Below are 23,695 nucleotides of genomic sequence, written 5' to 3'. Positions count from 1 at the left end.
GTTCCTATCAATGGGGGATTCGGTTGCGACCCTTCGGGTGTCAGGGCCGCCGGCCGGCCGGGCCGGCCGTTGGAGGCGAACGCCACGATAGCAATGCCGGGCAAATCCGCGGCGGCATCGGTGCGAACGCGACGCGTCCGCCTCCCTAATCGAGGTCCGGCCACCAGGTGCGGTTCGCCGAGATGTAGTGGAACGCCGCCCGGACCTCCGACTCGTCGACGCCCTTCAGCCGCGCCCACGCCTTCCGGTAGACCTTGAGCTGGAGCGCCGCATGGGCCGCGGCCTCGCCCTCCGGCGGGCGGCCGGTCTTCCAGTCGACGATGTCGTAGCCGCCGTCGCGGTCGCCGGGCTCTCGGTAGAACACCGCGTCGATGCGGCCGCGCACGACCGTTCCCTCGAACTCGATGACGAACGGCACCTCCTGGGCGGCGATGCGCCGGTTCGCCCACTCGGAGCCGCGGAACGCGGCCTTGAGGCGTTCGAGGTCGGACTGGTCGATCGCCTCGTCGGCCGCGCCGGGCAGATCGGCGGGGTCGAAGAGGGTGCCGCCGCCGAAGAACTCCTCCACCCACGAGTGGAACTCGGTGCCGCGCTGGGTCGCCGGTCGCGGCGGCTGCGGCATGGGCCGGCGCCGCTCGGCCGCGAACGCCGCCTCGTCGGCGCGCATCGCCATGAGCTGCGACGTCGACAGGCGCGCCGGCCGGGGCAGGCGCACGATCCCGGACTCGCGCTCCTCGCGCTCGGCCAGGAGCAGTTCGGCCTCCTCGCGCCACTGTCGCGCGAGCGGGCCCTCCCGCTCCGGGTCGGCCGCGTTCAGGACCAGCTCGGCCGCCTCGGCGAACGCCGCCTGCCGGGACCCCAAAGGCGCCTTGCTCGGCCACTGCGCGGTGCGGGCCTGGTCCTCGAGCGGGTTCGTCGGCCCCGACTGGGTCCACACCGGGGTCTCGGCGCCCGCGTTCCGGGCCTCCTCGAGGTACGGGGCGGGCCGCCGCGCGCTCTGCTTGTCCGCGTCCCACCAGTAGCCGCTGGCCAGCAGCGCCCGGCGGGCGCGCGTCATGGCCACATAGGCCAGCCGCCGCTCCTCGCCGAGGTTCGCCTCGTGGTCGTCCTTCTTGAACGCCTTGACCGCCTTCGCGACCTCCGAGGGGATCCGCGCCTCGTCGAGGTACAGAACCGGGAGGTTCTCGGCGTCGCCGCGCAGCGGGTACGGCAGGCGCGCGGCGTCCGAGACCCACGTCGAGTCCCGCTTGGTGGTCGGCAGAATCCCGTCGCACAGCCCCGGGACCGCCACCACGTCCCACTCCAGGCCCTTCGCTGCGTGGACGGTGAGGAGCTGCACCACCCCGCCGGCCGGGTTCGCGCCCTCGACCGTGAGGCCGCGCTCCTGTTCGGCCGCCGTCTCCAGGTACGACAGGAACCCCGGGATGCTCGCCCCGGCCGTGTCGTTCTCGTACGACGCGGCCACGTCCGTGAACTCGTCGAGGTTGCTCAGGTCCCCGTGGTGCAGCATCACCTCGACGTCCAGGCCCGTGTGGGTGATGACGTCGCCGACCACGTCCGGGAGGCTCTGCCCCAGGCGGCTGCGGATCCAGCTCAGCTCCTCGTGGAGCTGCGCGAACCGCAGGTACCCGAGGGTCGAGTAGCGTTCGGGCGCACCGGGATTGCCGAGCGCGTCGGCGAGGGACGCCTCGGCCTCCACGCCCGCGTCCGGTTCGAAGCCGCGCGAGTCCGGGGCGAGCTCGCGCGCCCGCGCCCACAGGGCCGCGATGTCGCGCGGACCGATCCGCCACCGGTTCCCCGCCAGGAGCCGCATGAGCGCCGGGCCGTTCATCGGGTCCGCGGCCGCGCGCAGCATCGCCACCGTCTCGGCCACTTCGGGGAAGAACAGCAGCCCGAGCGACCCGACCACCTGGACGGGGAGCCCGGCGTGCGTCAGGGCGCGGTGCAGCGCCGGGATCTGGCGGCGCTTGCGGATGAGGACCGCGGCGGTCTCCTCGGCGCCCGGCTGCCAGACCGCGGCGAGCCGGGCCGCGATCCACTCGGCCTCGTCGGCGGCCGACAGGTGCATCGCCGCCTCGACCAGGCCGGGGCCGTGCTCGTCGTCGAACTTCGCGCCCACGGTCAGGGGCGGCACGTCCGCGGCGCGCAGCGGCGCCGAGACGGTGTTCGCGATCTCGAGGATCGCTTCGCGGTTGCGCCACGACTTCGTCAGGTACGCGACCTTCGCGGGCTCGCCCGTCGCGGCCGGGAAGTCCGCGGGGAACCGCTGGAGGGTCCCGGCGGAGGCGCCGCGCCAGGAGTAGATCGACTGGTTCGGGTCGCCCACCGCCGTCACCGGGTGCCCGCCGCCGAACAGGTCCCGCAGCAGCGAGACCTGGGAGAACGACGTGTCCTGGTACTCGTCGAGCAGGACCACCCGCCACCGGTCGCGCTCGGAGCGGATGATCTCGGGCGCACCCGCCACGAGCTGCGCCGCGAGCGAGAGCTGGTCGGCGAAGTCCATGACGCCGAGCTCGCGCTTGCGTTGGTCCCACGCCTCCACCAGCGGCAGCAGCTGGTCGTACTTGCGCCGCAGGGACGCCAGGTTCCGGAACTCGTCGTTGAGCGGCTTGCCGTTGACGCGCTCCTCGAGCTCCTCGTACAGGTCGCGGCCGAACGACCGGAGGTCGGCGCCGTCCCGGAGGTGCTCGGCGAGCTGCCCGGCGAGCTGCAGCACCCGCTTGGTGACCTCGTCGATCCCGACGTCGAACTCGCTCATCTCGCCGTCCCACGCGCACACCAGGTCCCGGGCGATCTGCCACCGGCCCGTGTCGGTGACGATCCGGGTGCCCGGCTCGATGCCGATGCGCAGCCCGTGCTCGCCGACCAGGCTCCCCGCGTACGCGTTGTACGTCGACACCGTCGGTTCGCCGTGCAGGTCCGACAGCTCGGGGATCGACTCGGTCAGGCGCCGCAGCTTCTCCCTGACCCTCGCCGCGAGCTCCGCGGCGGCCTTGCGGGTGAAGGTGAGCCCGAGGATGTGCTCGGGGCGCACCACCCGGTTCGCGATGAGCCACACGACCCGGTCGGCCATCGTCGTCGTCTTGCCCGAGCCCGCGCCCGCGATCACGAGCATCGGGTCGCGGCCGGCCTCGATCACGAGCTCCTGCTCTGCGGTGGGCCGGTTCGCCCCGAGCCGGTTGGCGAGTCCCAGCGCGCTGAACCGCCGCACCTGCGCCGCCCGCGCCCCGCTCACCCGGGCCTCGCTCACCCGGGCCTCGCCCGCCTCGTTCACCCGCGCCTCACTCATCGGTGACCTGCCGCCCCTCGTCCGCGATCGGGCAGCACTGCTTGATCTTGCACGTCGCGCACTTGCTCGTGTTCCGCGCCTCGAACACGTCGCCGGCCATCCGGTTCGCGGCCTCCGCGACGGCCTCACGCGCCCAGTCCGGGTTCTCGCCCTCGCTCAGCGGCCCCTGCGTCACGATCCGGATCGACTTCTTGTTCTCCACGTTCGGGTAGACCAGCTCCGCGCCGCCCGGCTCGCTGCCCTCGCTGAACGCCCCCTCGGCCACCGCGAGCTGGTACGCCCCCAGCTGCGCGTGCGTCTGCACCTCGTCGGCCCGCGGCACGTTCCTGCCGGTCTTCAGGTCCACCACGTACAGGCGCCCGTCGCCGTCGCGCTCGAGCCGGTCGATCTGCCCGGACATGACGACTTCGACGCCCGGCGGCCCCACCTCGAGCTTCACCCGGAACGACCGCTCCGCCCCGAGCAGCTCCCGCCGGTTCGCGCTCAGCCACGCCGCGAACCGCTCGACCGCGCCCGAGACGCGGCGGCGCTGCTGCTCGGCGTGCCACGGCGCCTCGAACGGCAGCCGGTCGAAATGTTCGCCCACGACCTGCTCCATGACCGCCTTCGGGTCGGCGGCCGGATCGACCGTGACCGCCTCGGCGGCGGCGTGCAGGAGCGTCCCCAGATGCCGCGGCAGCAGGTCCCCGTCGTCCGCGCCGTTCGACTCCAGGATCCACCGCAGCCCGCACTGCTGCGACGTCTCCACTTGCGACGGCGAGATCCGCAGCGTCTCCCCGGCGAGCTTGAGCGCCCGCTCGTCGGAGACCTGCGCCAGACCCCACCACGTGGCCGGATCCGCGCCCGGCACCCCCGACTCGGCGAGGCGGCGCAGCCCGGCCGCCGCCGCGTCCCGCTCGGCGTGCCCCGCGTCCACCACGGCCTCCCGCAGCCGCGCCGCCAGCGACGCGAGGCTCAGCGGCCGCCCCCGCCGCGGCGCCGTCACCGGCTCGACCCCCAGCTCCCCGCAGAACCGGCTCGGCTGCGCGTCGTCGGAGTCGACCGCCGTCACCAGCAGCCGCGTCCGCGCCCGCGTGCACGCGTTGTAGAACAGCCGCCGCTCCTCGTCGAGCAGCTGTGCCACCTGGTCCACGTCGGCGCGCCCGTCCAGCACGTCGACCAGCGCCTCCGCGCCCAGGAGCGAACCGCGCGGCCGCAGGTTCGGCCACACCCCCTCCTGCGCGCCCGCCACCACCACGAACGCCCACTGGCGACCGTGCGCGGCATGCGCCGTCGTCAACGTCACCGCATCGCCCAGTTCCGCACGCGCCGAAAGGAAGTCGCCCGGAAGCTGCTGGTGGAGCACATGCTCGCAGAACACGTCGACGAGCGCCCCCGGCTGCTTCTTCTCGTAATCGGCCGCCAGGTCGAACATCGCGATCACCGCATCCAGCTCGGCGTCCGCGCGCTGCGCCCGCCGGTCCGAGGACAGCGCCCGCCGCTTGAGCCGCTCGCCCAGCCCCGACGCCTCCCACACCGACCACAGCGTCTCGGTGATGCCGCCGCCCCCGCGGGCCGCCGCGAACAGCGCGTCGAGCCGCCGCGCCGGCTCGGCCCACTCCTCCTCCGGCAGCGCCGCGATCCGCGCCGGATCCGCCAGCGACTCGACCAGCAGGTCGGCGCCGGGGGAGAAGTCGTCGGCCGCGACCGCCAGCCGCCGCAGCTCCTGGCGCAGCCGCCGCTCCGCGAACGGGTCCGCGCCGCCGAACTGCGAATGCAGCAGCCCGGCCGCGACCGTCTCGTCGAGCCGGTCGGGATGGCGCCCCACCAGCACCACCCGCAGCAGGTCCCGGACCGTCGGATGCGCCGGGAGCGGCACGTCGTCGGCGGCCTGCCGGGTCGGCACCCCCGCGTGCTGCATCGCCCGCCGCATCTGCGGGATCGACGACGCCGACTTCACCACCACCGCCATGTCGCCGTAAGGGACCCCGTCGAGCAGGTGCGCGCGCCGCGCGACGTCCGCGATGTACACCGCCTCCCGCGTCGCCGACGGCAGGTACACCACCTCCGCCCGGCCCCGCTCCTGCGAGGCCGTCCCGCGCCGCCGGTCCCGGTCCGACCCGCGCAGGCGCCGCGACAGCACCGTCGTCGCCGCCAGCGGCGCGAGCGCCACCTCGTGCACGTCGTCCAGCTGCGCCGTCGGCGCCTCGGCCCCGTCGAACGCCGGGAACCGGAACGGGAACTCCCGGATCGACTCCGGGTCGCCGCCCTGGAAGCCGAACACGGCCGCGTCCGGCGACCCGGCCGCGACGATGTTCCCGCCGTCCCCGGCCAGCAGCTCCAGCAGCCGCAGATGAGCCGGGGTCGCGTCCTGGAGGTCGTCCACGAACACCCACGCGGGCCGCGGCAGCAGCTCCGGACGCGAGCGCAGCGCGGCCCCCGCGGCGCGCACGATCTCCGCCGAGTCGTACAGCGCACTCGACATCGACTGCAGTGCCAGCGTGGTCACGTACCGGTCGTAGAACCGCGCCGCCGCCGTCCACTCGGGACGGTCGTGCTCGAGCGCGAGCCGCGTCAGCTCCGGCGCCGACAGGCCGCGCTCGCCGCAGCGCAGCACCAGGTCCCGAAGCTGCTGCGCGAACGCGTACGTGCGCACCGCCTCGTCGAACCCGTCGGGCCAGCCGAAGTCCTCGACCTCGAGCATCGACCGGATGAGCGCGTCGGCCTCCGGACCGGTCAGCAGCCGCGGCTCCTCCCGGCCGTCGAGCGCCGCGGCCGACCGGAGCACCGCGAACGCGAACGCCGGGAAGGTGTACACGCCGATCTCGGCCGCCGACCGCGCGGCCGTCGCGGCGTTCAGACGGGCCCGCAGGTACGCCGTGTCCTGGCGGCGCAGCCCGAAGAACAGGATCGACGCCGGATCGGCCCCGGCCTCGACCTTCGCGGCCGCGGCCCGCAGCAGCGCCTCGGTCTTGCCCGTCTGCGGCCCGCCCCGGATCAGCAGGGGCCCGGCGGCGTGCTCGACCGCCGACCGCTGCGCCGGATCGAGTGCGAACTCGGCCTCGGCGGGCGGATCGGTCAACTCATAGCGGAGTTCGAACACGCTGCCCATGGAACCACAGGCTTTCACGGGGGTATGACAAGTCCCGCCGGCACCACCGGCACGGGTCGGCGCCGCCGGCCCGGGGTGTCGGACCGGCGGCGCCCGGTTTCCTTGGAACGGGGTCTGGTGCGGGGCTAGCTGAAGTGCAGGTCCCTCCGGCGGGCACCGGCGTAGCCGAGCACCGCGAAGACGCCGGCCACCAGCGTCAGCAGCACCACCGGCAGCCACTCGACGTCCTCGGCCGGGTACCTCGCGAGGTGGTCGAACGGCGAGAGCGCCCTGGACCAGGCCGGCATGTCGAGCAGCTGCCCGAAGTAGGACACGACGAACGCGTACACCCACGCCAGCCAGCGCAGCCACCCCGCACGCGGCAGCCAGGCGTACGCGGCGAACGCGAACGCGGTCAGCGCCCACGCCGCCGGGAGCTGGAGCAGCGAGGCGCCGAGCAGCTCCCCGAAGAACGCCCCGTCCCCGGTCGAGGCCGATCCGGTGATCGCCAGGAACAGCCCGCCGACGGCCACCGCGAGCGTCACGGTCGCCAGCGCGGTCGGCAGGTACGAGCCCGGCCAGCCGCTGCGCGGCACCGGACCCGCGGCGAGGAGCTCGCCGCGTCCGCCCGTCTCCTCCCGGCGGGCGCGGCCGACGACGAGCAGCCCGAAGATGCTGGCGAACAGTCCGTCGAGCGCGCTGATGGTGGCCGCGAAGTTCTGCTCGATGGACGCCCCGCCCTGGTCGAGGACCTGGCGCTGCGTGTCCGAGAGCGTCTCGAGCATGTCGTCGGCGCTGCCGACCACCGACCCGTACGCGGCACCGAGCAGGAGCATGGTCACGACCCCGGACCACAGGACCGCCCGGTTGAGCCGCAGCGTCAGCGAGCCGACGCTGCGCAGCCCGCCGCCCGCGTGGGCCCGCCCGGCCCGGGCGGGCATCATGCCCTGGCCGAAGTCGCGACGGGTGACCAGGGAGAACGCGAGCCAGGCCAGCAGCGCGGCCGCGCCGGCCGAGACCGCCAGCGGCCACCAGCGCTGGCCGGCGGTGAAGACGAACGTCTCCTGGGACCAGCCGATGGGGGAGGCCCAGATCGCGCCGCTCTCCTGGGCGCTGCCGACGCCGCTCATGAGCGCGGCCAGGCCGATGACGCCGAAGGCCATGCCGGTGGCGGTGGATCCGAACCCGGCGATCTGCGCGGCGACGGCGGTGAGCGCGGCGAACACGATGCCGATGGCGGCGTGCGCGAGGCCGTAGAGCAGTGCGCCTTCGAGGTCCGCGCCGGGGACGCCGAGGACGGTGAGCGCCAGGAGCAGGCCGAGCACGAGGGAGGCGATGACGGCGAGGAGCATCGCCGCGGCCAGGTCGGCGCGCCTGCCGACGGGCAGGGACCGGATGACCTCCAGGCGGGAGGTCTCCTCGTCGGCCCTGGTCACCCTGGTGACCAGGAGGGCGAACATGACGGCGGTGAGCGCCCCGGTCCACAGCAGCATGTTGTGGGCGAGCATCGCGGCGGTGCTGTCGGCGTACGCCTCGATGTACTCGACGGGGCCGGTCATCGACCGCATCGCCGGAGTGTCCACGGTGGTCGCGTACTGGGCGCGGTCGGCCGCGGTCGGGTAGAGGCCGGGGAACGCCGCGGCGATCATCCAGGTGCCGCCGGCGAGCCCCGCGAACCATCCGATGAGGAAGACGCGGGTGCGGCGGGCCTGGAACCGCAGGAGCTTGCCGGTGCCGGCGAGTGTGCCCAGGCCGTCTTCGATCTCCGCTGCTGCGGTGCTCATTTCCCGTTCTCCTCTTGGACGCCCGAGGCGGCGAGCTCGTCGCCGTAGAAGCGCATGAAGATCTGCTCCAGGGACGGCGGCTCGCAGGTGAGCGCGGCGACGCCGGCGACGGCGAGCTGGGCGAGCACGTCGTCGAGGGCGGCGGCGTCGACGTTGCAGTCGATGTCGAGGCCGTCGGTCTTCAGGTCGTGGACGCCGTCGTGGTCGCCGAGGCCGCGGACGGGGTTCTTGAGGGTGGCGCGCAGCCGGGAGCGGGAGAAGTGCCGCATGTCGGCGAGGGTGCCGGTCTCGGCGATGACGCCCTTGCGGATGATGCTCACCCGCTCGCAGAGGGCCTCGACCTCGCTCATGATGTGGCTCGAGAGGAGCACGGTGCGGCCCTGGGCCGACGCCTCCCTGACGCATTCGTTGAAGACGGCGCCCATGAGCGGGTCGAGTCCGGAGGTGGGCTCGTCGAGCAGGAGCAGGTCGACGTCGGCGGCGAACGCGGCGACGAGGGCGACCTTCTGGCGGTTGCCCTTGGAGTAGGAGCGGCCCTTCTTGCGCGGGTCGAGGTCGAAGCGCTCGAGGAGCTCGTCGCGTTTGCGCTTGTCGATGCCGCCGCGCAGGCGTCCGAGGAGGTCGATGGTCTCGCCGCCGGTGAGGCCGGGCCAGAGGGCGACGTCGCCGGGGACGTACGCGAGGCGCCGGTGGAGCTCGGCGGCGTCCTTCCAGGGGTCGGCGCCGAAGAGCTCGGCGCGGCCCTCGTCGGATCGGAGCATGCCGAGGAGGACGCGGATGGTGGTGGACTTGCCGGCGCCGTTCGGGCCGAGGAACCCGTGGGTCTCGCCTTGGGCCACTTCGAGATTGAGATGATCGAGCGCGGTCACGTGACCGAAGCGCTTGACCAGGTTCTCAGTGCGGATCACTGCGTTCATGCGCTCAAGCTATCATAGTTTTCACAAATTTGTGAAACATGATGAGTGTCAAGATATCATCAAGAACCGATCGGGGCGCGGCGAAGGGGAGACATGGAAGAGCACAGCGCGGAGCGGCAGTCGATGCTCGACTACGTGGAGCAGTTCGCGGCGATCCTGGCGACCAGCGGGATGCAGAAGATGGCCGCGCGGGTGTTCACCTACATCCTGGTCGACGACGACGAGACCTACACCGCCGCCGAGATCGCCGAGGGCCTGGGCATCAGCCTCGCGGCCGTCTCGGGCGCGGTGCGCGAGCTCCTCGCCGCCGGCCTGGTCTTCAAGACCCGCCGGCCCTCCACCCGCGCCGACGTCTACCGGCTCAACGACGACGACATCTGGGGCTCGATCATGCTCGACCGCTCCGGGTTCCTCGACCGCTACCGCGACACCGCGCTCGTCGGGATCGACACGCTCCCGGACGGTCCCGGCCGCGACCGGCTCATCCAGACCGCCGCGTTCATGGAGTTCACCAAGGTCGAGATGCGGCTGATGCGCGACCACTGGAACGAGCGCCGCGCCGAACTCACCGCCGCCTACAAAGCGCGACGCCGCGACGCGGACGCGTCGAGTTAGTCCGGTATGCTGCAAGCCTGACCGCCCCGATCAGACGAACCCTGGAGGAAGCCGACGTGGCCGACGACACCAGCCGCTCCGATGCGACCGCCGACAAGGGGCGTCCCACCCGCAAGCAGGGCGACAAGGCGGTCGAGCGCAACCCCTTCAAGAAGCTCGGCCGGTTCCTGCGCGAGGTGGTCGAGCAGCTGCGCAAGGTCGTCTACCCGACCCGCCGCCAGCTCATCACCTACTCGATCGTGGTGCTCGTCTTCGTCGGCATCATGATGGCGTACATCGGCGGGCTCGACCTGCTCTTCGGCGACCTCGTCCGCCGCGCCTTCGGCGCCGACTCCTAGGCCCTCCGCGGTCCCCGGGCGAGTCGGCATCCGGCCCGTCCCGCCCGCGCCCGCCCCGGGCGGTTCGCGTGACCTGCGCCGTTTCGACGGTGCCTGAGGCGCGCCCCGCCGCAGAGCGGCTACCCTAGTGGGTATGACGCGCGCCGGTTCCGCCGGCGCGCGACTTCACCGGCGGCGGGATCCGCCACGGCGAGAGCCGTACCTCGGCGCAGCGCCGCCGCATCCGAAGAAACCGAAGCAGAAGCAGCAGAAGCACAGTCGCAGTGCCCGCGGACGGCGGGCACCGAGCCGGAATGAGAGTCAAGCGTGTCTGAGTTCGACGAGGCCTTGAAGGAAGAAGCCGCGGCGCAGGCCGCTGCGGCCCAGGTCGCGGACGTCGACGACGAGCCGGAGACCGACGAGGCCGAGGCCGCCGAGCCCGGCGAGCCCGAGGTCGACCCGGCGGAGGCGCTGCGCGCCAAGCTGCGCTTCGCCCCCGGCGAGTGGTACGTGCTGCACTCCTACGCCGGCTTCGAGAACCGCGTGCGCTCGAACCTCGAGAACCGCATCCAGTCCTTCGACATGGAGGACTACATCTACCAGATCGAGGTCCCCACCCACACCGAGGTGGAGATCAAGAACGGCAAGCGCTCCAAGGTGGAGGCCAAGGTCTTCCCGAGCTACGTGCTCGTCCGCATGGAGATGACCCCCGAGTCGTACTCGGTCGTGCGCAACACGCCCGGCGTGACCGGCTTCGTCGGCGTGGTCGACCGCACCGACCGGCCCAGCCCGCTCCCGCTCGACGAGGTCATCCAGTGGCTCCTCCCGCCGGAGCAGAAGCCCAAGGACGAGGGCGCGGCCGGCGAGTCCGCCTCCTCCGACGCCGACATCAAGGTCGACTTCGCCGAGGGCGAGTCCGTCACCGTCGTCGACGGCGCGTTCGCGTCGATGCCCGCCACCATCGCGGAGATCAACGCCGAGCAGCAGAAGCTCAAGGTGCTCGTCTCGATCTTCGGCCGCGAGACCCCGGTCGAGCTCAACTTCAACCAGGTCTCGAAGCTGTAACCGCAGGCGCGCCGCGGGCCCCGCGGCCCCCGGCGACCTGAAGCACAGCTCACACACCTCGCTTCGGGGACCCTGCCGCTCGGCAGGTACCCTGGAACGGTTGCGCTCCAGCTCCGAGCCGGTGCGCGCACGGAAGAACACAGGGCGGTCCGCCCTGTGAACAGCCAGTCACGGCGAAGCTTTGCAAGCCGTAGACGAAGCCCAGGAAGAGAAGGACACGATGGCTCCCAACAAGAAGGCCGTTGTGACGTTCAAGCTCGAACTGCAGGGTGGCCAGGCCACGCCGGCTCCGCCGGTGGGCCCCGCCCTCGGTCAGCACGGCGTCAACATCATGGAGTTCTGCAAGGCGTACAACGCGGCCACCGAATCCCAGCGCGGCGAAGTCCTCCCCGCTGAGATCACGGTGTACGAGGACCGCTCGTTCACGTTCGTCCTCAAGACCCCGCCGGCCGCGAAGCTCCTGCTCAAGGCCGCCGGTGTCGCCAAGGGATCGGGCGAGCCGCACCGCGTCAAGGTCGGCAAGGTGACCGAGGCCCAGGTGCGCGAGATCGCGGAGAAGAAGCTCCCCGACCTCAACGCCAACGACCTCGACGCCGCGTCGCTCATCGTCGCCGGCACCGCCCGCTCCATGGGCATCACGGTCGAGGGTTAAGAGCAACCGAACGTCGCCGGCCCCGCCGGCATGAAACCCAGTGGAAGGGCGCGCGCCGGCCCTCACCACGACATCCGAAGGATGGAAACATGAAGCGCAGCAAGAAGTACCAAGACCTCATCAAGAAGGTCGACCGGACGCAGCTGTACGCGCCGGTCGAGGCGACCGGTCTCGCCAAGGAGACCTCGCCGACCAAGTTCGACGCCACCGTCGAGGTCGCCCTGCGCCTCGGCGTCGACCCGCGCCAGGCCGACCAGCTCGTCCGCGGCACCGTCTCCCTGCCCCACGGCACGGGCAAGACCGTCCGCGTGATCGTCTTCGCCGAAGGCGACAAGGCCGAGGCCGCCGTCGCCGCCGGCGCCGACGAGGTCGGCTCCGACGAGCTCGTGAAGCGCATCTCCGAAGGCTGGCTCGAGTTCGACGCCGCCGTCGCCACTCCCGACCAGATGGCCAAGATCGGCCGGATCGCGCGGATCCTGGGCCCGCGCGGCCTCATGCCGAACCCGAAGACCGGCACCGTCACGCCGGACGTCGCGAAGGCCGTCACCGAGATCAAGGCCGGCAAGATCGCGTTCCGCGTCGACAAGCACGCGAACCTGCACCTGCCGATCGGCAAGACCAGCTTCACGGCCGAGCAGCTCGCGGAGAACTACAGCGCGGCCCTCGAAGAGGTCCAGCGGCTGAAGCCCGCCAGCTCCAAGGGCGTGTACATCAAGAAGTCGGTCATCTCGACCACCATGGGCCCGGGCATCCCGGTCGACCCGCAGGCGGTTCGGATCAAGTAGCGGTGCCTCCACGGCGCGGCCGAGTGTGATGTAGCCCCGGCGCAGGACTCCTGCGCTGGGGCTTCTCCGTGTCCGCTGCTACGCTGGAGGCCACAACCCAAAGACCGTTCGGTCACCGCCTCGTGCGGTTGTAAACCACCCGGGACCGACGTAGGGCGACTCTTCGAAGCGACCATGGTGTGGGCCGATCCCGTCGGCCTTCAGGTCCCACTGACAAGGCGTCCCGCTGGGGCGCCTTTTTTGTCGCCTCCGCGACGGTTGAGGATTGATTTCAGCCGAGAAAGGAGGGAAACATGGCTGACAGGGAATATCCGGCGGGTAAGCAGACCGCCATCGCCGAGCTCGCCGAGGACTTCTCCAGCGCGACCGCCACGGTGCTCACCGAGTACCGCGGCCTGACCGTTGCAGAGCTCCGCGAGCTGCGGCGTTCCCTCGGCGAGGGCACGCGTTACCGCGTCGCCAAGAACACGCTCGCCAAGCGAGCCGCCAACCAGGCCGGGGTCACCGGGCTGGACGACCTGTTCACCGGTCCCACCGCGATCACCTTCATCGAAGGCGACCCGGTGGAGGCCGCCAAGGGCCTCCGCGCGTTCGCGAAGACGCACGACGCCCTGGTGATCAAGGGCGGGTTCATGGAGGGCAAGGCCCTCTCCGTCGACGAGATCAACAAGCTCGCCGACCTCGAATCCCGCGAGGTGCTCCTGGCCAAGCTGGCCGGCGCGCTCAAGGCCACCGCGCAGAAGGCCGTCTCCGTCATCGCCGCCCCCGCCGGGCAGGTGGCGCGTCTGGGCGCGGCGCTGCAGGACAAGAAAGCGGCCGCCGGGGAGTAGCCCCGCAAGGCCCGAAGACGTTCAGAAAGGAATCACACCATGGCTACCAAGCTGTCCACCGACGAGCTGCTCGAGCAGTTCGAGGGCATGACCCTCCTCGAGGTCTCCGAGTTCGTGAAGGCGTTCGAGGAGAAGTTCGACGTCACCGCCGCCGCCCCCGTCGCCGTGGCCGCCGCCGGCCCCGCCGCCGGTGGCGAGGAGGCCGCTGTCGAGAAGGACACGTTCGACGTCGTCCTCGAGTCGGCCGGCGAGTCCAAGATCAAGGTCATCAAGGAAGTCCGCGGCCTGACCGGCCTCGGCCTCAAGGAGGCCAAGGAGCTCGTCGAGAGCGCCCCCAAGGCCGTCCTCGAGGGTGCGAAGAAGGAAGACGCCGACAAGGCCAAGGAGGCCCTCGAGGGCGCCGGCGCCACCGTCTCCCTGAAGTAGTCGCACACTACTCATCCTCAAGGGGCCTCCCAGCCCTTCGTACGGAACCCGGGGCCGCACTGCATCGCGCAGTGCGGCCCCGGTTTCGTGCCACCTGAGAGATTTTCAGAAGATTCCCGGCGGCCTTGCAACGAAAGCCGCGCACCGCCTCGTCTTGCGGGTAGACACACCTGACACGCAAGGAGAACGACGATGCCCGGGAGAAGAGGGGCCGCCGCCGTCGCAGGCGCTGCCGCCGTGCTGGCGTTGACCGCGGGCTGCGGCATGCTCGGCCTCGGCGACGACGCCGCGGAGTCCGATGAGGACCGCCTGGTCGACATGATCAACGACAGCAACCGGCTCGAGGCCGAGCTGGCGGCCGCCGAGTACCGGCTCGTCGAGAAGTGCCTGGAGGAGCAGGGCTTCACCGTCCACGACCCCTGGTCGCTGCAGCCGTACGAGCCCGACGAGCAGGAGGCGCTCACCGAGTACTACCCCCACGAGAGCTTCCTCATCGACCCCGCCCAGGCCGAGGAGTACGGCTTCGGGCAGTGGGCCAACGGCCCCGACGGCATGGACGACCCCGCCACCGAGGACTACTGGGCCGCCGAAGAGGAGAGGTGGGCGGAGGAGGAGGGCTCCTGGGAGGAGCCCGACACCACCGAGTGGGACGCGCTCACCCCTGAGGAGCAGTACGCCTGGTACGTCGCCTACCAGGGCGAGGAGTACGCCGAGTGGTCCTACGGCTCCGCGCAGGACTACGCCGACATGATGTCCGGCGAGGGCGAGTTCTCCGAGGACGCCATCGCCGAGGAGGAGGCCGCCGCCGCCGATGACGGCGCGATCGACCTCGAGGAGGAGATGGAGCCCGAGCCCATGCCGGGCGGCTGCCAGCTCTCCATGATCGAGGAGCTCCACGGCGAGCCCGAGTTGATCGAGGAGACCTACGAAGGCGAGGGCGGCGCCGAGGAGACCTACTCGTACTGGTCCTACGGCGAGCAGAATCCCATCTGGGGCGACGAGACCATGTGGGAGGACATCGAGATCGCCTACGGTGAGGCGATGGCCGAGAAGCAGGACGAGCTCATCGAGTGCATCACCGGCAAGGGCTACGAGGGCTGGGAGTTCGACGAGTACAACAGCCTGCCCGTCTACGAGTTCTTCGCGGCGCTCTACTACCAGGACGCCTCCGACGAGGAGCGCGAGATGATGGTCGGCGACAGCGACGCCGTGGTCCCGGAGATCCCCGAGGCCGCCGGATCCTCCTATGAGGAGTGGAAGGCGTACGAGATCCAGATGGCCGTCGACTTCGCCGCCTGCGGCGAGGAGACCGGCTACGCCGACGCCTCCGAGAAGGCCTACGAGGACGCCCACGCCGACGCCTACGCGGCGATCGAGCAGGACGTCTACGCCTGGCAGGAGGCCACCAACGACGCCCTCGCGAAGGCCCAGGAGCTCCTGGACGCCTAGCGGGACGTCGACACGAACCACCTCTCTATCGGGGAAGAAAAGGCCCGGGTCGCGCAGATGGGGCGCGGCCCGGGCCGCTCCGCGCCCGGGGGACGGAAGGTCCGGCCCCTACCCGTGCCGCTGCCGTACCTGTGCGCGCATGGTCGCGGCCCCCGGCGGCGCACGTACCCTGTCGCCGCCCGCGCCGCCCGCGCCGCCCGCGCCGCCCGCGCCGCCCGCGCCGCCCCCGGCAGACCCCGCATCCGGCTGAGCCCGCGTCACCTTCCCGGCGCGGGCTCGTTGTACAGGTGAGGCGGTCCTCGGCCGCCGAAGGTGCGTGGGCGGGACGCCGCATCACGGCCGGGGCACCGGCCGCGGGCGACGCAAGGCGTCCCGCGCCCGCACCGATCGCGACACGCCCGGAGACCGGCCGCACGGAGGCCCGCCGCCGGCTCCTCAGGCGCCCATCGCCGCTGGCCGACGCCCGCTCCACGCGCCCGGGCCGAAGGGGCGCATCCGGGCGAATTAGACGCCTGACTTGACGAACTGTGACTTGATCCTGCAAACTAGTTCCTCAAGCGCCACTCCGTGGCGCACGCAACGCCCCCGTGTTCCGGCGCTCGTCCGAAACGCTGCGGGAGCGGGCGAACACGGGCCGCCCGCGGCGGCCCGGAGGCAGGACGGCACCGACGGCCCCCGCAGGGGACCGACCCATGACCGGGAGGAACTTCGGCAGTCAGCGAGACGCTCGTCACCACTTACCCCACCGCGCGTTGGGTCAGTTGACAGTCCGCCGGAGTCTACGCTAGGGTATTAATTTGCGCTGCCTCCTTCACGCCTTCTTGACGCGGTGAGGGTCGCGGACGGTGGGGATTCCAGGCTTTCGACCGACGTTCATCGCCTTTCGGCATGTCGTCCCATCAGTGGCCTGCTTCCGGCTGTCCTCGTCGATCCCGCATCGATGCGGTGTCTGTGGCATGCGCCGGCCGTCGTAACAATCAGGTCCTCGGAAGGACGAATCTTGGCAGCTTCCCGCACTGGCAAGACCAGCTCCAGCAAGAGCAAGCACGCTCCCCGCCGCATCTCGTTCGGCAGGATCGAAGAGAAACTCGAAGTACCGAACCTTCTGGCGCTCCAGACCGACTCGTTCGACTGGCTCGTCGGCAACGAGACCTACCGTGCCCGAGCGGGTGAAGACGCAGTCAGCGGCCTCGACGAGATCCTCGAGGAGATCAGCCCGATCGAGGACTTCTCGGGCACCATGAGCCTGTCCTTCTCCAACCCTCGCTTCGACGAGGTCAAGGCCCCGATCGAGGAGTGCCGCGAGAAGGACCTCACCTACTGCGCTCCGCTGTTCGTGACCGCGGAGTTCATCAACCACACCACCGGCGAGATCAAGAGCCAGACGGTCTTCATGGGCGACTTCCCCATGATGACCCCGAAGGGCACCTTCATCGTCAACGGCACCGAGCGCGTCGTCGTGTCGCAGCTCGTCCGCTCGCCCGGGGTGTACTTCGACAAGCAGCCCGACAAGACCTCGGACCGCGACCTCACCAGCGCCAAGGTCATTCCCGGCCGCGGCGCCTGGCTCGAGTTCGACGTGGACAAGCGCGAGACCGTCGGCGTGCGCGTCGACCGCAAGCGCCGCCAGGCCGTGACCGTGCTGCTCAAGGCGATCGGTTGGGACAACGACCGGATCCGCGAGCGCTTCGGCTGGTCCGAGCTCATGATGGCGACCCTCGAGAAGGACACCATCAACTCGCAGGACGAGGCCCTGCTCGACATCTACCGCAAGCTCCGCCCGGGCGAGCCGCCGACCAAGGACAACGCGCAGTCGCTGCTGGAGAACCTGTTCTTCAACAAGAAGCGCTACGACCTCGCCAAGGTCGGCCGGTACAAGGTCAACAAGAAGTTCGGCCTCGACCACCCGATCTCGACCGGCGTCCTCACCGAGGACGACCTCGCGGCGACGATCGAGTTCATGCTGCGCCTGCACGCGGCCGAGCCGGGCTACGCGCCGGACGACATCGACCACTTCGGCAACCGCCGCCTGCGCACCGTCGGCGAGCTCATCCAGAACCAGATCCGGGTGGGCCTCTCCCGCATGGAGCGCGTCGTCCGCGAGCGGATGACGACCCAGGACGTCGAGGCGATCACGCCGCAGACCCTGATCAATATCCGCCCCGTGGTGGCCGCGATCAAGGAGTTCTTCGGCACCTCGCAGCTGTCGCAGTTCATGGACCAGGTCAACCCGATCACGGGCCTGACCCACCGCCGCCGCCTCTCGGCGCTCGGCCCGGGCGGTCTCTCGCGGGACCGCGCCGCCATGGACGTCCGCGACGTGCACCCGTCGCACTACGGCCGCATGTGCCCGATCGAGACGCCGGAAGGCCCGAACATCGGCCTCATCGGCGCCATGTCGACCTTCGCCCGCGTCAACCCGTTCGGCTTCATCGAGACGCCGTACCGGAAGGTCGTCGACGGCAAGGTCACCGACGAGATCCAGTACCTGACGGCCGACGAAGAGGACCGCTTCACCATCGCCCAGGCGAACCAGCTCCTGAACGACGACGGCTCGTTCGTCGACGCGCAGGTCCTGGCCCGCGGCCTGGGCGGCGAGGCCGAGCTCCTGACCGCGAACGAGATCGACTTCATGGACGTCTCGCCGCGCCAGATGACCTCGGTCGCGACCGCGCTGGTGCCGTTCCTCGAGCACGACGACGCGAACCGCGCCCTCATGGGCGCGAACATGCAGCGCCAGGCCGTGCCGCTGATCAAGACCGACTCGCCGCTGGTGGGCACCGGCATGGAGTACCGCGCCGCGGTCGACGCCGGCGACGTGGTCGTCGCCGAGGCCGACGGCATCGTCGAGGACTCCAGCGCCGACTACATCACCATCGCGCAGGACAACGGCATGCGCCGCACCTACCTGCTGCACAAGTTCCGCCGCTCCAACGCGGGCTCGTGCATCAACCAGGTGCCCCTCGTGACCGAGGGCGAGCGCGTGGAGGCCGGGCAGCCGATCGCCGACGGCCCCTCGACCGACAAGGGCGAGATGGCCCTCGGCAAGAACCTGCTGGTCGCGTTCACCACCTGGGAGGGCCAGAACTTCGAGGACGCCATCGTGCTCTCCTCGCGCCTGGTCGAAGAGGACGTGCTCACCTCGATCCACATCGACGAGCACGAGGTCGACGCCCGCGACACCAAGCTGGGTCCGGAGGAGATCACCCGGGACATCCCGAACGTCGGCGAGGAGATGCTCTCCGACCTCGACGACCGGGGCATCATCCGGATCGGCGCCGAGGTCGAGGACGGCGACATCCTCGTCGGCAAGGTCACGCCGAAGGGCGAGACCGAGCTGACTCCGGAGGAGCGCCTGCTCCGCGCGATCTTCGGCGAGAAGGCCCGCGAGGTGCGCGACACGTCCCTGAAGGTCCCGCACGGCGAGGCCGGCACGGTCATCGGCGTCCGCACCTTCAGCCGCGAGGACGGCGACGAGCTGTCCCCGGGCGTCAACGAGCTGGTCCGCGTCTACATCGCGCAGAAGCGCAAGATCGGCGTGGGCGACAAGCTCGCCGGCCGCCACGGCAACAAGGGCGTCATCTCCAAGGTGGTGCCGCAGGAGGACATGCCGTTCCTGCCGGACGGCACCCCGATCGACATCCTGCTCAACCCGCTGGGCGTCCCGGGCCGAATGAACATCGGCCAGGTACTGGAAGTCCACCTGGGCTGGGCGGCGAAGACGGGCTGGAAGCTGGAGGGCTTCGACGAGGCCTGGCAGCAGGCCCTGAAGGCGATCGGCGCCGACGAGGCCCCGGCCGACTCGAAGGTGGGGACGCCGGTGTTCGACGGCGCCCACCCCGACGAGGTCCAGGGTGTCCTGGCGAGCACGCTCCCGAACCGCGACGGCCAGCGCATGGTGGCCCCGACCGGCAAGGCGCAGCTGTTCGACGGGCGCACCGGCGAGCCGTTCCCGGACCCGATCTCGGTCGGCTACATGTACATCCTGAAGCTGAACCACATGGTCGACGACAAGATCCACGCGCGTTCGACCGGTCCGTACTCGATGATCACCCAGCAGCCGCTCGGCGGCAAGGCCCAGTTCGGCGGCCAGCGCTTCGGTGAGATGGAGTGCTGGGCCATGCAGGCCTACGGCGCGGCCTACGCGCTGCAGGAGCTGCTGACGATCAAGTCCGACGACGTGGTGGGCCGTGTCAAGGTCTACGAGGCGATCGTCAAGGGCGAGAACGTCCCCGAACCGGGCATTCCCGAATCGTTCAAGGTGCTGCTCAAAGAGCTCCAGTCGCTCTGCCTCAACGTCGAGGTCCTGTCCGCCGACGGGCAGGCCATCCAGATGACCGAGAGCGACGACGAGGTCTTCCGCGCGGCCGAGGAGCTCGGGATCGACCTGTCCCATGAAGAGCCCTCGAGCGTGGACTTCGAGAGCGCCTGACGTCGAGCAGGGGCGGCGGCTCGCCGCCGCCCCCGCCAACGTCTCATCCAATCCTTAAGAACCATCAAGGGGAAGAGTTCAGTGCTCGACGTCAACTTCTTCGACAAGTTGAAGATCGGCCTCGCCACCGCGGAGGACATCCGGCAGTGGTCTCACGGCGAGGTGAAGAAGCCCGAGACCATCAACTACCGCACCCTCAAGCCCGAGAAGGACGGCCTCTTCTGCGAGAAGATCTTCGGCCCGACCCGGGACTGGGAGTGCTACTGCGGCAAGTACAAGCGCATCCGGTTCAAGGGCATCATCTGCGAGCGCTGCGGCGTCGAGGTGACGCGCTCGAAGGTGCGCCGCGAGCGCATGGGCCACATCGAGCTGGCCGCGCCCGTGACCCACATCTGGTACTTCAAGGGCGTGCCCTCGCGCCTGGGCTACCTGCTGGACCTGGCGCCGAAGGACCTCGAGAAGGTCATCTACTTCGCGGCTTACGTGATCACCGCCGTCGACGACGAGGCGCGCCAGCGCGACCTCCCGACGCTGGAGAACGAGATCGTCGCCGAGAAGCGCCACCTGGAGCAGCAGCGCGACGCCGCGATCGAGGAGCGCGCCTCGAAGCTCGAGGCCGACCTGGCCGAGCTGGAGGCCGAAGGCGCCCGCGCCGACGTCCGCCGCAAGGTCAAGGACGGCGGCGAGCGCGAGATGCGCCAGATCCGCGACAAGGCGCAGCGGGAGATCGACCGCCTCGACGAGGTCATGGACACGTTCCGCAAGCTGGACGTGCGCCAGCTCATCGGCGACGAGATGCTCTACCGGGAGCTGCAGCAGCGCTTCGGCGAGTACTACACGGGCGGGATGGGCGCCGAGTCCATCAAGAACCTGCTCGAGAACCTCGACCTGGACGCCGAGACGATCCACCTGCGGGACGTCATCGCGACCGGCAAGGGCCAAAAGAAGCTCCGCGCCCTCAAGCGCCTGAAGGTCGTGGCCGCGTTCCAGGCCACCGGCAACTCGCCGCTGGGCATGGTGCTCGACTGCGTGCCGGTGATCCCGCCGGAGCTGCGCCCGATGGTGCAGCTCGACGGCGGCCGGTTCGCGACCTCGGACCTGAACGACCTGTACCGCCGCGTCATCAACCGCAACAACCGCCTCAAGCGCCTGATGGACCTCGGCGCGCCCGAGATCATCGTGGCGAACGAGAAGCGGATGCTGCAGGAGTCGGTGGACGCGCTGTTCGACAACGGCCGCCGCGGCCGCCCGGTGACGGGCCCCGGCAACCGTCCGCTCAAGTCGCTGTCCGACATGCTCAAGGGCAAGCAGGGCCGGTTCCGCCAGAACCTGCTCGGCAAGCGCGTCGACTACTCGGGCCGCTCGGTCATCGTGGTCGGCCCGCGCCTGAAGCTGCACCAGTGCGGTCTGCCCAAGCAGATGGCGCTGGAGCTGTTCAAGCCGTTCGTGATGAAGCGCCTGGTGGACCTGAACCACGCGCAGAACATCAAGTCGGCCAAGCGCATGGTCGAGCGCGCGCGCCCGGTCGTGTGGGACGTGCTCGAAGAGGTCATCTCCGAGCACCCGGTCCTGCTCAACCGCGCGCCCACGCTGCACCGCCTCGGCATCCAGGCGTTCGAGCCGCAGCTCGTCGAGGGCAAGGCCATCCAGCTCCACCCGCTGGTGTGCACCGCCTTCAACGCGGACTTCGACGGCGACCAGATGGCCGTGCACGTGCCGCTGTCGGCTGAGGCCCAGGCCGAGGCCCGCATCCTGATGCTGGCGTCGAACAACATCCTCAAGCCCTCGGACGGCAAGCCGGTGGCCCTGCCCACGCAGGACCAGATCATCGGCCTGTACTACCTGACGCACCTCTCCGAAGGCCGCGTCGGCGAGGGCCGGGCGTTCTCGGACGTCGGCGAGGCGCAGATGGCGAAGGACCGCGGCGAGCTGGACATCCAGGCGCGCATCCGGATCCGTCTGGACGGCATCGAGTCGATCAACAACGGCCCGGGCGAGCCGTGGACGGCCCCCGAGGGCTGGACTCCGGGCGAGCCGCTGCTGGTGGAGACGACGCTGGGCCGGGTGTTCTTCAACGAGTGCCTGCCGCCGGACTTCGAGTACGTCAACTACGAGGTCCGCAAGGGCCAGTTGTCGAACATCATCCACGACCTGTCCGAGCACTACTCGAAGGTGCAGCTGGGCGCCTGCCTGGACGCGCTGAAGTCCGCCGGCTTCAAGTGGGCCGGCTGGTCGGGCGTGACCATCGGCATCGAGGACGTCGTGGAGCCGGCGCACAAGGCCGAGATCCTCGAGAAGTACGAGGCCGACTCCGCCAAGATCGACAAGCAGTACGTCCGGGGTCTCATGACCGCGGAGGAGCGGCGCGGCGAGCTCACGGAGATCTGGACCAAGGCCACGGCCGAGGTGCTGGACGACCTGAACGAGACGCTGCAGCCGGAGAACCCGCTGTGGCAGATGATCAACTCGGGCGCGCGAGGCAACATGCTGCAGCTGCGCCAGATCGCCGGCATGCGCGGCCTGGTGGCGAACCCGAAGGGCGAGATCATCCCGCGCCCGATCAAGTCGTCGCTGCGCGAGGGCCTGACGGTGCTCGAGTACTTCATCTCGACCCACGGCTCCCGCAAGGGCCTCGCGGACACCGCGCTGCGGACCGCCGACTCGGGTTACCTGACCCGTCGTCTGGTGGACGTGTCGCAGGACGTCATCATCCGCGAGGACGACTGCGGGACGGACCGGGCGCTCGACTTCCCGGTCGGCGTCGTGGTCGACGGCCGCTTCATCGAGTCCGACCTGGTCGAGACCTCGATCGACGCGCGGAACCTGGGCGAGGACGTCGAGGTCGACGGCAAGGTGCTCCTCGAGCGCAACACGCCGCTGAACTCGGACCACATCGCCCAGCTCGTCGCCGCCGGCGTCACCGCGGTGAAGGTCCGCTCGGTCCTGACCTGCGAGTCCCGCCAGGGCGTCTGCGCGGCCTGCTACGGCCGTTCGATGCCCACGGGCGAGAAGGTGGACCTCGGCGAGGCCGTCGGCATCATCGCGGCGCAGTCGATCGGCGAGCCGGGCACCCAGCTCACGATGCGCACCTTCCACACCGGTGGTGTGGCCGGCGACGACATCACGCAGGGTCTGCCGCGTGTGCAGGAGGTCTTCGAGGCCCGCATCCCGAAGGGCAAGGCGCCGATCGCCGAGGCGAGCGGCACCGTGCGCATCGAGGACGCGGAGAAGAGCCGGAAGATCATCATCACGCCGGACGACGGCTCCGAGGAGATCGTGGTGGACAAGGTGCCGAGGCGCCTGCGCCTGCGCGTGGGCGAGGGCGAGCACGTCGAGGTCGGCGAGAAGCTCGTCGAGGGCACGATCGACCCGCACGAGCTGCTGCGCGTGCTCGGTCCGCGGAAGGTCCAGCGCCACCTGGTGGAGCAGGTCCAGGACGTGTACCGGTCGCAGGGCGTGATGATCCACGACAAGCACATCGAGATCATCGTGCGCCAGATGCTCAAGCGGATCACGATCATCGACTCGGGCACCTCGGAGTTCCTGCCGGGCTCCCTGGTCGACCGCCTCGAGTTCGAGGAGCAGAACCGCAAGATCATCGCCGACGGCGGCGAGCCGGCCTCCGGCCGCCCGCAGCTCATGGGCATCACCAAGGCCTCCCTGGCGACGGAGTCGTGGCTGTCCGCGGCCTCGTTCCAGGAGACCACCCGGGTGCTCACCGAGGCCGCGATCTCCGGCAAGTCCGACTCGCTGGTCGGCCTGAAGGAGAACGTGATCCTCGGCAAGCTGATCCCGGCCGGTACCGGCATCGCCAAGTACCGCAACGTCTCCGTCGAGCCCACCGAGGAAGCCAAGGCCGCGGTCTACTCCCTCGGCGGCTACGACGACTCGACCGCGTCGGCCTTCGCCTACGGCGGCGGCCCGGCCGTGAGCCTCGAGGACTCGTACGATCTGGGGACGTTCTAAGCAAGAACCCGCCGATTCCCGACGGCACTGAGAAAACCGGTGGGGGCCGGGCGCGAAAGCGCCCGGCCCCCACCGGCGTTTCATTGCGGCTCTTACCG

General features: G+C 70.5%; 14 protein-coding genes. 10 read left to right on the top strand and 4 right to left on the bottom strand.

Annotated features, from left to right (window positions below; all coding sequences use genetic code 11):
- Positions 1-145 precede the first annotated feature (145 nt).
- The 4 genes from GFD30_RS07375 to GFD30_RS07360 form a co-directional block, all read right to left on the bottom strand.
- Positions 146-3,289, bottom strand: a complete 3,144-nt coding sequence (locus tag GFD30_RS07375; protein WP_153024540.1) for a UvrD-helicase domain-containing protein — start codon at positions 3,287-3,289, stop codon at positions 146-148.
- Positions 3,282-6,380, bottom strand: a complete 3,099-nt coding sequence (locus tag GFD30_RS07370) for an ATP-dependent helicase (RefSeq protein ID WP_153024539.1) — start codon at positions 6,378-6,380, stop codon at positions 3,282-3,284. Before GFD30_RS07370 ends, GFD30_RS07375 begins: the two co-directional genes overlap by 8 nt.
- A gap of 125 nt (positions 6,381-6,505) precedes the next feature.
- Positions 6,506-8,143 (bottom strand): ABC transporter permease, encoded by a 1,638-nt coding sequence (locus GFD30_RS07365; protein WP_153024538.1) that lies wholly within the window; start codon positions 8,141-8,143, stop codon positions 6,506-6,508.
- Entirely contained in the window at positions 8,140-9,060 is a 921-nt protein-coding gene (locus tag GFD30_RS07360) for an ABC transporter ATP-binding protein (protein WP_153024537.1), read from the bottom strand. The genes GFD30_RS07365 and GFD30_RS07360 overlap by 4 nt, the downstream gene beginning before the upstream one ends.
- Before the next feature lie 93 nt (positions 9,061-9,153).
- On the opposite strand from GFD30_RS07360, the gene GFD30_RS07355 reads away from it, so the two are divergent.
- From GFD30_RS07355 to GFD30_RS07305, 10 genes are all read left to right on the top strand, one after another.
- Complete coding sequence (locus GFD30_RS07355) at positions 9,154-9,675, top strand: GbsR/MarR family transcriptional regulator (RefSeq protein ID WP_153024536.1); 522 nt, start codon at positions 9,154-9,156, stop codon at positions 9,673-9,675.
- Between the two features lie 56 nt (positions 9,676-9,731).
- Positions 9,732-10,013, top strand: coding sequence for a preprotein translocase subunit SecE (gene secE / locus GFD30_RS07350; RefSeq protein ID WP_322633041.1), 282 nt, complete (start codon positions 9,732-9,734; stop codon positions 10,011-10,013).
- Positions 10,014-10,340: 327 nt separating this feature from the next.
- Positions 10,341-11,057 (top strand): transcription termination/antitermination protein NusG, encoded by a 717-nt coding sequence (nusG, locus tag GFD30_RS07345; protein ID WP_153024632.1) that lies wholly within the window; start codon positions 10,341-10,343, stop codon positions 11,055-11,057.
- 220 nt (positions 11,058-11,277) lie between these two features.
- The gene (gene rplK / locus GFD30_RS07340) at positions 11,278-11,709 is read left to right on the top strand and encodes a 50S ribosomal protein L11 (protein ID WP_153024535.1); all 432 of its coding nucleotides are present in this window, start codon (positions 11,278-11,280) and stop codon (positions 11,707-11,709) included.
- Positions 11,710-11,798: 89 nt separating this feature from the next.
- The gene (gene rplA / locus GFD30_RS07335; RefSeq protein ID WP_153024534.1) at positions 11,799-12,494 is read left to right on the top strand and encodes a 50S ribosomal protein L1; all 696 of its coding nucleotides are present in this window, start codon (positions 11,799-11,801) and stop codon (positions 12,492-12,494) included.
- A gap of 293 nt (positions 12,495-12,787) precedes the next feature.
- Complete coding sequence (gene rplJ, locus GFD30_RS07330; RefSeq protein ID WP_153024533.1) at positions 12,788-13,324, top strand: 50S ribosomal protein L10; 537 nt, start codon at positions 12,788-12,790, stop codon at positions 13,322-13,324.
- A 39-nt stretch (positions 13,325-13,363) separates the two neighbouring features.
- On the top strand, positions 13,364-13,750 hold the full coding sequence (gene rplL, locus GFD30_RS07325) for a 50S ribosomal protein L7/L12 (RefSeq protein WP_153024532.1): 387 nt from the start codon (positions 13,364-13,366) through the stop codon (positions 13,748-13,750).
- A gap of 192 nt (positions 13,751-13,942) precedes the next feature.
- On the top strand, positions 13,943-15,199 hold the full coding sequence (locus GFD30_RS07320) for a hypothetical protein (protein ID WP_153024531.1): 1,257 nt from the start codon (positions 13,943-13,945) through the stop codon (positions 15,197-15,199).
- A 1,000-nt stretch (positions 15,200-16,199) separates the two neighbouring features.
- The gene (rpoB, locus tag GFD30_RS07310; RefSeq protein WP_153024529.1) at positions 16,200-19,631 is read left to right on the top strand and encodes a DNA-directed RNA polymerase subunit beta; all 3,432 of its coding nucleotides are present in this window, start codon (positions 16,200-16,202) and stop codon (positions 19,629-19,631) included.
- Between the two features lie 81 nt (positions 19,632-19,712).
- Positions 19,713-23,597 (top strand): DNA-directed RNA polymerase subunit beta', encoded by a 3,885-nt coding sequence (locus tag GFD30_RS07305; protein ID WP_322633040.1) that lies wholly within the window; start codon positions 19,713-19,715, stop codon positions 23,595-23,597.
- Positions 23,598-23,695: the final 98 nt, after the last annotated feature.

The organism is Glycomyces albidus, from assembly GCF_009451885.1.
Taxonomy (GTDB): Bacteria; Actinomycetota; Actinomycetes; order Mycobacteriales; family Micromonosporaceae; genus Glycomyces; species Glycomyces albidus.
This window is presented reverse-complemented; position numbering and strand designations above follow the sequence as displayed.

Excerpts from the sequence above, each read along its gene's own strand:
- GFD30_RS07375 (WP_153024540.1), bottom strand. The coding sequence starts at position 3,289 with ATGAGTGAGGCGCGGGTGAACGAGGCGGGCGAGGCCCGGGTGAGCGAG.
- GFD30_RS07370 (WP_153024539.1), bottom strand. The coding sequence starts at position 6,380 with ATGGGCAGCGTGTTCGAACTCCGCTATGAGTTGACCGATCCGCCCGCC.
- GFD30_RS07365 (WP_153024538.1), bottom strand. The coding sequence starts at position 8,143 with ATGAGCACCGCAGCAGCGGAGATCGAAGACGGCCTGGGCACACTCGCC.
- GFD30_RS07360 (WP_153024537.1), bottom strand. The coding sequence starts at position 9,060 with ATGAACGCAGTGATCCGCACTGAGAACCTGGTCAAGCGCTTCGGTCAC.
- GFD30_RS07355 (WP_153024536.1), top strand. The coding sequence starts at position 9,154 with ATGGAAGAGCACAGCGCGGAGCGGCAGTCGATGCTCGACTACGTGGAG.
- rplK (WP_153024535.1), top strand. The coding sequence starts at position 11,278 with ATGGCTCCCAACAAGAAGGCCGTTGTGACGTTCAAGCTCGAACTGCAG.
- rplA (WP_153024534.1), top strand. The coding sequence starts at position 11,799 with ATGAAGCGCAGCAAGAAGTACCAAGACCTCATCAAGAAGGTCGACCGG.
- rplJ (WP_153024533.1), top strand. The coding sequence starts at position 12,788 with ATGGCTGACAGGGAATATCCGGCGGGTAAGCAGACCGCCATCGCCGAG.
- rplL (WP_153024532.1), top strand. The coding sequence starts at position 13,364 with ATGGCTACCAAGCTGTCCACCGACGAGCTGCTCGAGCAGTTCGAGGGC.
- GFD30_RS07320 (WP_153024531.1), top strand. The coding sequence starts at position 13,943 with ATGCCCGGGAGAAGAGGGGCCGCCGCCGTCGCAGGCGCTGCCGCCGTG.